6 protein-coding genes and 1 other RNA gene are annotated in these 12,019 nt (G+C 51.5%); 5 read left to right on the top strand and 2 right to left on the bottom strand.

The genetic code is table 11. From position 1 onward, the window contains the following. Nucleotides 1–222: an exodeoxyribonuclease VII small subunit gene (locus H6624_17770; protein ID MCB9086193.1), complete on the bottom strand. Its 222-nt coding sequence runs from the start codon at nucleotides 220–222 to the stop codon at nucleotides 1–3. Between the two features lie 14 nt (nucleotides 223–236). Further along, the gene (locus tag H6624_17765; protein MCB9086192.1) at nucleotides 237–1,637 is read right to left on the bottom strand and encodes an exodeoxyribonuclease VII large subunit; all 1,401 of its coding nucleotides are present in this window, start codon (nucleotides 1,635–1,637) and stop codon (nucleotides 237–239) included. A 455-nt stretch (nucleotides 1,638–2,092) separates the two neighbouring features. Between H6624_17765 and ssrS the strand changes: the two genes are divergently transcribed. From ssrS to H6624_17740, 5 genes are all read left to right on the top strand, one after another. Beyond that, a non-coding RNA gene (ssrS, locus tag H6624_17760) (6S RNA) lies at nucleotides 2,093–2,259 on the top strand. A gap of 247 nt (nucleotides 2,260–2,506) precedes the next feature. Continuing rightward, nucleotides 2,507–4,171 carry a hypothetical protein gene (locus tag H6624_17755; protein MCB9086191.1) on the top strand — a complete coding sequence of 555 codons (1,665 nt, stop codon included), beginning with the start codon at nucleotides 2,507–2,509 and terminating at the stop codon, nucleotides 4,169–4,171. 115 nt (nucleotides 4,172–4,286) lie between these two features. Further along, nucleotides 4,287–7,148 (top strand): transglycosylase domain-containing protein, encoded by a 2,862-nt coding sequence (locus tag H6624_17750; GenBank protein MCB9086190.1) that lies wholly within the window; start codon nucleotides 4,287–4,289, stop codon nucleotides 7,146–7,148. Next, nucleotides 7,145–10,150 (top strand): excinuclease ABC subunit UvrA, encoded by a 3,006-nt coding sequence (gene uvrA / locus H6624_17745; GenBank protein ID MCB9086189.1) that lies wholly within the window; start codon nucleotides 7,145–7,147, stop codon nucleotides 10,148–10,150. Before H6624_17750 ends, uvrA begins: the two co-directional genes overlap by 4 nt. Continuing rightward, complete coding sequence (locus H6624_17740; GenBank protein MCB9086188.1) at nucleotides 10,147–11,865, top strand: ABC transporter ATP-binding protein; 1,719 nt, start codon at nucleotides 10,147–10,149, stop codon at nucleotides 11,863–11,865. The genes uvrA and H6624_17740 overlap by 4 nt, the downstream gene beginning before the upstream one ends. Nucleotides 11,866–12,019 lie beyond the last annotated feature (154 nt).

Raw genomic sequence — 12,019 nt, 5'->3', positions numbered from 1 at the left:
CTATTCTTTGACCTCAAAGTCTTTTGTCTGCAAATTACCTTCGCTATCGACCCCGAGCAGGACCTTCACCTTTTGCTCAGCCTCGTTGAGCTGACCGTGGCACTCCCTCGCCAATTGAACACCCTCCTCAAAGGCCTTGAGAGACTTTTCCAGGGACATTTCTCCACCTTCCATTTCTTTGACGATGGCCTCCAAACGACCCAGCTTTTTTTCAAAGCTCATTTTGACTCCTCTTCCTAAAGGTGACGAACAAGCACTTTTGCCCGCAATTCCCCTTCATGCAATTTAATTTCAAATTCCTCATTTACCTCGATATCGCGAGCCGATTTTAAAACTCGCCCATCAATAGACTTTACAATCGAATATCCCCTCTCCACGACCCTCAGGGGACTCAGGCTATCTAAGAGCTGAGAGAACGTTTTCCATTCAGCTTTCTTGCCCTCAAGACTTTTCATAATCAGAAGCCTCAGACTCTTCTCCTGAGTAGACACTCTTTCGCGCACCTGGCTGAGCGCACTCTCTGGAGACCCCAGGCCCTGCTCGGTCAGCCTCAGCCGCATACGACGGGCTTCCAAAAATCGGCCAATGGCTTGAGTCAGCCGATCAGTCAGTTCATCACACCTCATCACCAGATCCCTAAGCCGGCGTTGCGGATCCACCAGCTGACGTTTCAAGACCTCCACTTGCCGGCTCATAAGCTGCAGACGGTTGCCAATGGCCAACTGCAGGCGACGTTCAAAGACTCGAATCGATTCCACAACCTCCGCAGCGTTCTTCACCACCAGCTCGGCGGCCGCTGAAGGGGTGGGAGCTCTAAGGTCAGCGACAAAATCAGCAATGGTGAAATCCACTTCATGCCCAACGGCAGAAATAACCGGAACCCCAGAGGCGGCGATTTTGCGCGCCAAGGCTTCGTCATTGAAGCCCCACAGATCCTCCATTGAGCCGCCACCGCGTCCAATGATAATCACATCTAGATCTGGAATCTGGTTGGCCAGGCTCAATCCCGCCACCAGACTTGCCGGAGCCTGTTCACCCTGCACCAGTGCGGGAACAACTGTGATCCTGAGTCCCTTAAAACGTCTACCCAACACGTTGAGCATGTCGCGGATGGCAGCACCGGTTGGCGACGTAATCAAAGCCACATGCTGGGGAAAGCTGGGGACTGGCCGTTTCCGGCCGGCATCAAAAAGGCCCTCTTTTTCCAATTTCTTTTTGAGCTGCTCGAAGGCGGCCTGCAGAGCGCCCGCCCCCAGAGGCTCCATCACTTCACAAAACACCTGATAGTTCCCGCGCGGTTCATAGACCGTGACCTTACCGCGCACCAGAACTTCCATGCCGTCTTCAGGCCGAAACCTCAGCTGCCGATTGAAGCCACGAAACATCACTGCACTCACCTGGGCCTTTTTGTCTTTGAGGCTAAAATAATAGTGTCCCGAGGCCTGGTGAGCCTTGAAGTTAGAGACCTCCCCCTGAATCCACAGCAGAGGGAACTCTCCTTCCAACAGATCGCGAATCCCACCGTTGAGTTCGCTGACCGTGTAGACGTGAGGCCCCTCTTCCTCCTCAACAAACACATCTTCGTCGCTGTTGTTCATTGGGTCTAAACTGTCCATGTCCATGGTGATTTGCTTCATGGATCGGACCTTACTGAGAGGGTTATTGAGAGTCAACTTGGCAGGTCTTTAGCCTGAAAGCGACATGAAATGGCTCGTAATCTAGGAAAGCCAAAGATTCTGTAAGGACCACGGAAACCCTATGGCCAAACAGACCCAAGCCAGGACGCGATGAGCTTTCATTTGTTCGAGAACCGGACGCGGCATTCTCTGTTCAGCGATCTCCATCAGTCGGGGCTGATTGAGGACAAAAGTCAAGAGGGCACCATAAAAAAAGACCACAAAGGGAAAAATGAAATCTAGCTGGTTTGGCGTCATTTTTTTCTATCGGACTTTATGCCTCGAATTGTTACAGGACTTCGGTACCAAATGTAATTTGCTTCTGTTTTCCAGTGGATAGTTCGTAACAGAGGAAAACCCTCTCGGGCAGGCCCTTTGCTCAATTGCGGGGCGAAGGTGAATCTGCTATATTGAGCTTAGTTCTGTGGGCTCATGACAAAGTAAACCCTACAAGGACATTTTGGGGGCTGTCCCTGACAATGGTGAGCATGCTCATTGCGGAATGAGAAGCCTAAAGTTGTTACCATGGCCACCCACCTTAGCGAACCCGGGTTTACGGATCATCGAGCACCACAGAATTTTTTTGCCTTCTCTCTGGAACATAGTCCAGAGCCTCCTTAGCGGGCCTTGTCCTGGCCAAAATCCTCAGTAAAAATAAGAGATTGGCAGCGCTATTTGGCACCCCAATTGCTGTTTAATAGGGCTGTGATGGGAGAATCGAAATGAACGCTAAGAGAGTGTCTAGGAACCGGACAAGTGTTGCGACCTTCTTGTGCTGTTTAATTTTTTCGCTGGTGTCGAGCCCACAATCGCTTGCTAACAGCCCAGGCGTGGCTACACCGAAATCTTCCTGCGAAGTTGTTCTTGAGCAGCTGGATAAAGATCGAACCCGCTGCGCGGGAAAGGAGAGTTCTGAACCTTGCAAAGGTCAGCTGCAGAAGGCCGAAAACCTCTACTACTCTGCCTGCGGTGGACAGCAACCCCTGGATGGACCTCGCGAGTGTAAGGACGCCTACAGGGAGTTAACTCAGGAAGAGAGCAAAATGAGTTCCGCCTGCGGATCCGCTGGCATCTCCGGCGACTGTTATGCCCATGCAGATAAGTGTAATCGCTGCCAGGGCACTGATGCTGGTGATCCCATGTGCGAAACACTGGACACGGTCGATTTTGATAGCGACCCTGACGCCAACAAGCGTCCAGCATCCATCATGGACTTTATGAACTTCGGTCAGTCTGGAACGTCCTCGGCGAGCGGACAAAAGTATGCTCCAGACCCAAAGAAGGCACGTACCATGTATAAGAACTGTCCAGCCATGGCCGGAAAAGATCTCAAGGAATGGATGGACCGAGCCAAAGACGCACAACAGACCGTAACAGACAAACAAAAGGAAATTGCTGACCTCGAAGCTCGCAATGGCGATATTGACCGCCAGTTGCGATCAACAATCGAAGGCATCGACGAGGATGCCCAGGCCGTGGCAGATGATGCCGACACCGTTCGCCAGGAAATGAACCAGCAAATGCGGGCAGCAAAAGGAGACGCGCGCAATCGGGTGGCTCAGCTACTCGATAGCATGGACCGCATTGAAGAGCAGATTATTTCAACTAACAAGGCCTACGACGACGCCTACAATGCCTACCTCAATGCCTTGGCCCAGCTGGATCAACAGTGCCATGCTGCAGCCTTGAACCGACTGTCTGCCATGCAAACACGAATGCAGAACTTGATCGACAAGAGCACTTATTCAGTAGGGTCCTTCAACGATTTAGTCGGCAAGGTGGGCGTTTCTGATCGAAAGAAGTCCCAAGCGATGCTCAATCGAGATTTCAACCGCTGTAAGAATGACCCTTCTTACAAGGCTTCCGCTGATGCGGCCAAGCGTGCTTTGGACTCTGCCCGAAAGGCGGCGGATAATGCCATCGCGTCTTTGCGCAAGCGCCAGGATGCCATGTCTCGGGCCATCCAGGACGCCAACGAGCGAGAACTGCCCGAACAACTACAGGAAATCCTCGCCGCTGCTAACGACAAACTGAAAAAGCTGCAAAACAAGCTTATGACTCTGGCGACCCGAAAGCAAAACGCCATTGCCGATGCTGCTGAAAAGAAGCAGGAAAACATGAAGCTAATCATGCTCGCCCGGCAAGAAGCCGATGTTGCCCAAGAAGTGCATCGTCAGTACCAGGCCTATCTTAATGAAAAAATGGTGGCATCTGGTGGCATTGATTCCGACGGAAGCAAAGTTTCCGAAGCCATCAACAGTCTCGGCGCAGTCAGAGGTGCCGCCCACACGGTGGTCGCCAGCTGTAACTGCGACATGGGAGTTGGCGCCGGCACCAACGTCGCTTACTGTCGCAAAGCTTGCACTCTTGTGTATAAGGCGAGCGATGACTGGGATTCGGATGTCTCCATATCCGATAGCCTACTCGGCAGCGTCTGCGACCACTTTGGTACTGGACCCGTGAGCGGCCGGAGCACCACCCCCGGTAGTCGTTAATGGTGGCCTGTGCGGCGCGCCATTGGCGCCGCCCTTGAGCCCCCTCTCCACCCGATATATACTGAGCTGATCTATATTATTTCCTTTGGCTTAGCTCCGGGTGGAGGCCCTTTCTATGTCGACTAAAAAGATCGTTGCCGCAGTTTTGGCATTAGCCTTCGTGGGTGTTGCGGCCGGTGCCATTGTACTCATTGCCTTTTCCACCAATCTCCCCAAACTCATCACTGTTGAAGATTATGAACCGCTATTGGTCTCGGAGGTGTATGACCGGGGTGGAAACAAAATTGGTGAGTTTTTTCGCGAAAAGCGAATGCTGGTTCCCTACAAGGATACGCCTCCTCAACTTATTCAGGCCTTCACTTCTGCTGAAGACTCCTCCTTTTTTCAACATGGAGGTATCAATTATATCGCCACCATCCGCGCCCTGATTGCAAACATCCGTGCTGGCCGAAAGGTCCAAGGTGGATCGACCATCACCATGCAGGTGGCCCGATCTCTACTGTTAACCCGTGAGAAGACTTACACCCGAAAGATTAAAGAGGTCATGCTGTCCTATCGCATGGAGAAGAACCTTGGTAAGCAGGATATTTTGTATTTGTATCTTAATCAAATTTACCTGGGCCAGGGCGCCTATGGTATCGGTGCCGCTGCCGACATTTACTTTCGCAAACCCGTCAATGAACTGACCCTACCTGAAATGGCTCTACTGGCGGGTCTTCCCCAGGCACCGAGCCGATACTCCCCGATATATAATCCCGGTGCCGCAAAAGAAAGACAGCTATACGTACTCGGACGAATGGCAGAAGAGGGTTATATCACCACCGAAGAGGCCAAAGCCGCTGGCGACGAACCTCTACAGGTTTATGTGCGCAAAGACTATAAGGAGATTGCGCCATTTTACCTTGAGACCGTCCGGCAAATGGTGATCAAGAAGCTGGGCGAAGTCATGGTTCTCGACAAGGGTATAAAGATTCATACCGGACTTGATTTACAAAAACAAAAAGAAGCCCAAAGCCAGGTTCGCAATGGTCTTCGCAGTGTCGACAAGCGCCAAGGCTACCGCGGGCCAAAACAATCTCTACAAAACCCTGAAGATGTCGCCAAGTTTTTACGAAAATCCAGAGATGACCTGATGGACGAGGCCAGCTCCGTGCGCATTATTCAGGCCGATGGTACGATTAAAGAAAAAGGCGAGCTTGATCTCGACGGTCTGGATGACCAAGGCAACCCTCTTCCTACGATCCCCTCTTATCTCTCTGTTGATCAAATTGTTCCCGCGGTGGTCATGAAGGTGGATGACACCTGGGGACTCGTCCACGTGCGCTTTTGTGAGAGCAAGGGGCTCATTGATTTTGAATCCATGAAGTGGGCCCGCCATCCCGACCCAAATATTCGTTTTGACCAGGGTGAGATCAGCAAACCCAGTGAGGCCCTCAAAGCTGGAGACGTTATCGAAGTCCGCCTTATTGGTCGCACCTTCAGCTCTCAGGCTGTCGAAGACCATCTTAACACTTTAAAGAAGAAGGCTGGCAAAAATTGGAAAGAGCCGGAAGATTTGCCGGACTTCAAGGTTCACGCCCATGTTGAGCTTGAGCAAGAGCCCAGTGTGGAAGGCGCCCTGGTGTCCATTGATCAAAACACTGAGGACGTTATTGCCCTTGTGGGCGGTTATGATTTTGCCCGCTCCGAGTTTAATCGCGCTCTGCAGGCGGCCCGACAAACAGGGTCTTCGTTCAAATCACTCGTCTATGCCGCGGCCCTAGACAAAGGCTACACTCCCGCCACCTCTTTGTTGGACTCTCCAATTGTCTATGAGGAGGAAGACACTGAGGTTCAGGACACCGACGCAGATGAGATTATCACCAAAAAGTGGAAACCACTGAATCACAGCAAACGGTTTGTTGGTGAAACTCTTTTTCGTAAGGCTCTAATTCGCAGCCTTAACGTTCCCACGGTCAAGATTATCGAAAAGATTGGTGTCGACTGGGTGGCCACCTACGCGCGCAGGCTCGGCGTGTTTAGCCCACTCAATTACGACTTCACCATGGCCCTCGGTTCCAGCGGAGTCACCCTTTATGAAATGACCAGAATGTTTTCCATTTTCGGTCGCATGGGTAAGGGTGTGACCCCTCGACTGATCCATAAAGTCGAGGATCAGACTGGCAAAGTCCTCCTGGAGGAAGTCACTCTGGATGATCGATTTGAAGCTGAATTGGCCATGCAAAACAAGGAATTTGAGCTGCGTCGCGAGGCCTACCTCAAATTCAAGAAGTCCCGCCAGCCCTCTGAACAGGAGTCTGCCAAATCGGATGGCAGTGAAGAGCAAGGTGGAAGCGAGGATGAGGGCGACAAAGATTCCATTGAGACTCCGGCTGCCAACAAAGACATCAATGTCGCCCAACCCGGGGGCGAGTATATGCTGAAGCTTGAAGAATTTGGCAAGGTTGTGGACCTCCGCAAGGAACCCCCTCTTTATTTCGATGACCCTAGCCAACTCATGGACCCGCTGACCGCCTACATTACAACCTCTCTCTTGCAGGGTGTGGTTGAAGAGGAAGGCGGAACCGGTCGCGCCGCCCGGGCGGTCGGTCGACCGGTAGCAGGAAAAACCGGTTCCACCAGTGGTTATTACGACGGTTGGTTTATTGGCTTCAGCCCCGACATCTCAACAGGGGTTTGGGTAGGGTATGATGAGGAAAAGAGCCTGGGAAAAGGTGAGGTGGGGGGCCGGGCAGCTCTCCCCATTTGGATTGAATATATGAAGTTCGCTCATGAGGGCCTGCCAGTGCGTAACTTTTCCGTACCCGATGGAATTGTCTTTGCCAACATCGATAACGAAACTGGAAAACTGGCGTCAGCCTCGTCAACCGATGTGGTTCGTCAGGCTTTTAAGGAAGGCACTGAACCTGCAGAAGCTGGGGCGGACACAACCTCTCAGGAAGAGAAGAACTTTTTCAAAGAGGACCTTTCTGAATGAAGAACATCCACCTTTGGGGGGTTCGACAAAACAATCTAAAAGGTGTCGAAGTTGAAATCCCCCTCGGATCCTTTACGGTCATCTGTGGACCAAGCGGGTCAGGCAAGAGCTCTCTTGCCTTTGAAACACTCTACGCGGAGGGGCAGCGGCGCTATACTGAGAGCCTTTCAAACTACACTAAGCAGTTCCTCAATAAAGCTCCGAAGCCCGACATCGAGGGCATTGAAAATATTCCACCAGCAATTTCGATTGAACAAAAAAATGCGGTGAAGTCCTCCCGCTCCACCGTGGGAACCACAACTGAAGTAGTCGATTATTTGCGCTTGCTGTTTGAAAAGATTGGCCAGGCTTACTGTCCCAATCACCATATCCCTCTTCAAAAGGACTCGGTATCAGATGGTACCGCACGCATTCTCCAGGCCTTCGATGGCCTGAGAGGCTATGTGTTGGCCCCTCTTCCCGCCGACAATCGTCTCCTCAACGGGCGCAAATTGAGAGAGCAATTGGTAAAGGACGGGTTTTTGCGCCTCTATTTGCCGGCAAAGGAAAAGGAAGCGGCAAAAACTAAGGCTAGTAAGCGCCGAAGCACCACCAAAAAGGTGTTGGCGGAGGCAAAAAAGGAGCAGTCCGTTCAGGACAGCCTCACTAGTCATTACAGTGGAACCGTTGGTGAGGTCGTCGATCTGGAGGATGGCAAGCTCAAACGCTCGGGAGCTCCAAAAGACGATTTTTATATTGTTATTGATCGCCTGGCCTTCAGGAAGGATGACCAGGGTCGAATTACTGACTCCCTGGCTCAAGCCTATGCGGCCTCACTCAAGTACAACAATCATCACCACTCGGGACAGGCGCTGATTGTTTCCACCGATGGTCGCCATTTGCGCATCAGTGAAGAGTTTTCCTGTTCGATTTGCTCTTATTCTTTTCCCAGCATTAACTCTCGGATGTTCAGCTTCAACAGTCCCGTGGGCGCTTGTCCCAAGTGTAATGGCTTTGGGAATTTATTGGATATTGACGAAGCCAAGGTGGTACCCAATCCTGACTTAAGCATTGCCCAGGGCGCCCTGGTTCCGTTTACCATGCCCAGCGCAGCTAAGGACCGCAGGACTTTGCTCGCCTACTGCCGCAAAGCCAGCATCGACACCCACACGCCTTGGAAGGACCTTTCCCAAAAGCATCGCGAGTTGATATGGCAAGGCTCCAAAGATTTCTTTGGCGTCTTGGGACTATTTGAGTATTTGGAAACCAAAAAATACAAGATGCATGTCCGGGTGTTTTTGTCGCGGTACAAAAGTGCCTTTACCTGCAGCTCATGCAAAGGGTCGCGCCTCCGTCCGGAGGCCCAACAGGTTCTTATACATGGACACTCGATTTCTGATCTTTGCTCCATGACCACCTCCGAGCTGTATGTTTTTATTCGCGACCTAGAACTTACCCAAACACAGCAAGAGATCTGCCATGAGCTCCACCGGCAGTTGACCGACAGGCTCCGGTATCTGGAAGACGTGGGGGTGGGCTATCTAACCATGGATCGTCCCACCAAGACTCTGTCTGGCGGGGAATTCCAGCGCCTCAATTTAGCCAATCAACTTGGCATGGGCCTCTCCCAAACCCTATACGTTCTTGATGAACCTACCGTCGGCCTCCATCCGCGGGATAATGACCGGCTGATTGGAATCCTCAAACAACTTCGGCAGCAGGGAAACACTTTGATTGTCGTTGAGCACGATCACGATGTGATCCGCAACAGCACTCACGTGATTGAAATGGGCCCCGGATCGGGTCACCTGGGCGGGGACGTGATCTATTCCGGTGGTACAGAATCTTTTTTCGACAACGAAAAGAGCAACACGGCCCCCTACCTGCGCTCTGCCGATAAATGGTCTCCTGAGATTACCACTCGCCCGATCGATATGAGTACCTTCCGATATAAATTGGAGATCACCGGATGCGAGGGAAACAACCTTAAGAATGTCGATCTTGAAGTCCCCCTGAATCGCATGGTCACCGTGACTGGCGTGAGTGGTTCCGGCAAATCCTCGTTGGTCACCGGCACTCTTTATCCGGCACTCGCCCGCGAACTGGGTGTGGAGTACAAACAGGGTCTGGCTTATAAATCCCTAAAAGGAGCTGGCAACATAAAGGGACTGCTTCTCATTGATCAATCGCCCATTGGCAAAACCGCGCGCAGCAACCCTGTCACCTATTTGAAAGTGTATGATGCCATCCGTTCGATTTTTTCATCGACCCCAGAAGCCAAGGCAATGGGCTACTCAGCCGGATCCTTCAGCCTGAATGTCGAAGGGGGCCGCTGCCCGGTCTGCAAAGGTCTTGGCCACGAAGTCGTTGACATGCTTTTTATGGACGATCTTGAAATCCAATGCGATGCCTGCGATGGAAAGAAGTTTCGCCCGGAGGTCCTTGAGGTCAAGTATCGCGGCAAGAATATCCACGACGTATTAAATATGACTGTCGCCGAAGCCATGGACTTTTTCGTAGCCTATCCGAATATCCGCCGTCCGTTGTCTGTCCTAAAAGAAGTGGGGCTGGATTACCTGTGTCTTGGCCAAAACGCCAATACTCTTAGCGGAGGAGAGTCCCAGCGGCTTAAGATTGCGCGTGAGTTTAATTCAACAAATCAAAAAGCCACATTGTATATCCTTGATGAACCCACCACAGGCCTCCACTTTCGCGAAGTGCACATGCTCATTAAGGTTCTTAACCGACTGGTGGAAAGTGGCGGCAGCGTTCTGCTTATTGAACACAACCTGGAGATTATTCGCCACTCTGACTGGGTGATCGACCTGGGGCCTGAGGCCGGCGCAGGGGGTGGCCGAATTATTAATTCAGCTCCTCCATCGGAATTGACCAAGTCACGCAAAGGATATACTGGAAAATACCTTAAGGAATACCTGGATCAAATCAATCCGTCGACGCCCGGTAGCCCGACGGCAAAGGCGAGCAAGAAATCGCAAAAAAGTGGAGAACCCCTTAACTCATGAAGATTATCATTGAGCGTCTGTGGCCCGAACTTCAACCCTACAAGCTGAGAATTCTGATTATTCTCGTGCTTGGGGCCATTGTCAGTGGTTTAAAGGCCGTCTCCCCTGAACTTCTGCGCCAATTGGAAGCTGCATGGCGGGCCGATGATCATACCAAGGCCATTCAAATTCCGATCGCCATTGCCGTGCTTTGGACCTTAAGTGGTATCGCCCGCTACTATCACCTATTTTGGATGAAATTCACGTCAGATCAGATCGCGGTAAAGCTACGACGTGATTTGATGAACAAATACTTGAGCCTCAATCTTGGGTTTTTCCACAGATTTATGCGCGGATCAGGGGGGCTGATCAGCCGCATGATTAGCGATATCCAGATTATCCAGGGTGCTATCCACAAAGTGGCGGACATTGTCCGCGAACCTTTTATGGCGCTTCTGACTTTCGCCTATGTACTCTACCTGGACTGGAAGCTCACCCTCTTCATCCTTGCAGCCCTACCCATAATCACCGGCGTAATGAGGCGCCTGGCCCGCAGCCTGCGCAAATACGGACATAAAAACCAAGAGGCCATGGAGGAGCTGACCAAGACTCTTAAAGAGAGCCTCGACGGCACACGCATTGTACAGTCCTACAATCTGGAGGGCCAACTGAGGGATCGCTTCACCCGACAGGCCGATCACTTTTTAGAAACCCAAAAGAAGATCATTAATCGTGAGGAGCTGGCTGGTCCCATCTCGGAAAGCCTGGCCTCTATCACGCTGGCGATGATCCTGGTCTATATTGGTCAGCAAATTTTCTCCGGCCACCTTCTGGTGGGCGACTTTATCGCCTTTTCTTTTGCCATTGGCCTCCTCCAGGATTCGGTCAAAAAGCTGCAGGCAAGTTATCTTAAGCTTCAACAGGCCGCCGTTGCCCTAGAGAGAATGAAAGACATCATGAACACCTCCTCGACGGTGCCTGATCCTGACTCACCAGTTCCTTTTAACGAAACCTGGGCGAGCATTGACTTTAAGAACGTGAGCTTTGCCTTTGAAGACGAGGCCGTGCTGAAGAATGTCAACCTGAGCATCAAGAGAGGTGAAGTGGTTGCCCTGGTTGGCTCCAGCGGAGGAGGCAAAAGCACCCTGGTTAACCTTCTGGAAAGGTTTTTCGATCCATCCTCTGGTCACATTGAAATTGGGGGTGTTGATATTCGCAAACTGTCTATTAAAGACCTTCGCGATCACATTGCCTTGGTTTCCCAGGATGTATTTCTTTTTGGCGACACGGTAAAGGCCAACATTCGCTTGGGTGACATCGACAAGGAAGAGTCACTAGTCGAAGGCGCGGCTAAACTAGCCAACGCCCACGACTTCATCACTCGAACTCGTGAAGGTTACGACACGCGTATGGGTGATCAGGGTGCGCTGTTTTCTGGCGGTGAAAAACAACGGATTAGCATTGCCCGGGCCATCTTCAAGGATGCTCCCATTTTGATTTTGGACGAGGCCACCAGCGCCCTGGATAGTGAAAGCGAGGTCTCGGTCCAAAAGGGCCTCGATCAACTGATGAAGGGGCGGACGGCCTTCGTCATTGCGCATCGCCTGTCCACCATCGCCAAGGCCGATCGCATTCTGGTTCTTAAAGGAGGTCGAATTGTCGAACAAGGTTCGCATGATGATCTTTTAAACAAGAAGGGTGAGTATTTTCGTTTTCACCAGCTGCAGGCTCACTAGCTCATTTCGATTTCGCGAATTTTCTGTCGTTAAACCATACGACTTGGCCCAACTGTCATAATCTTAGTGGGCTCATTTCTAACAGTGACTAAAGCCCTGTCGACCTGACATTCCAAAATTGAGGCAGTCTGTTGGCCAGTAATTTCAGCTGGTT

Source organism: Pseudobdellovibrionaceae bacterium (genome assembly GCA_020635075.1).
Lineage (GTDB): Bacteria > Bdellovibrionota > Bdellovibrionia > Bdellovibrionales > UBA1609 > JADZEO01.
Note: the sequence above shows the minus strand (reverse complement) of the source record. Positions and strands in the feature narration are given on the sequence as shown.

Excerpts from the sequence above, each read along its gene's own strand:
- uvrA (MCB9086189.1), top strand. The coding sequence starts at position 7,145 with ATGAAGAACATCCACCTTTGGGGGGTTCGACAAAACAATCTAAAAGGT.
- H6624_17740 (MCB9086188.1), top strand. The coding sequence starts at position 10,147 with ATGAAGATTATCATTGAGCGTCTGTGGCCCGAACTTCAACCCTACAAG.
- H6624_17765 (MCB9086192.1), bottom strand. The coding sequence starts at position 1,637 with ATGAAGCAAATCACCATGGACATGGACAGTTTAGACCCAATGAACAAC.
- H6624_17770 (MCB9086193.1), bottom strand. The coding sequence starts at position 222 with ATGAGCTTTGAAAAAAAGCTGGGTCGTTTGGAGGCCATCGTCAAAGAA.
- H6624_17750 (MCB9086190.1), top strand. The coding sequence starts at position 4,287 with ATGTCGACTAAAAAGATCGTTGCCGCAGTTTTGGCATTAGCCTTCGTG.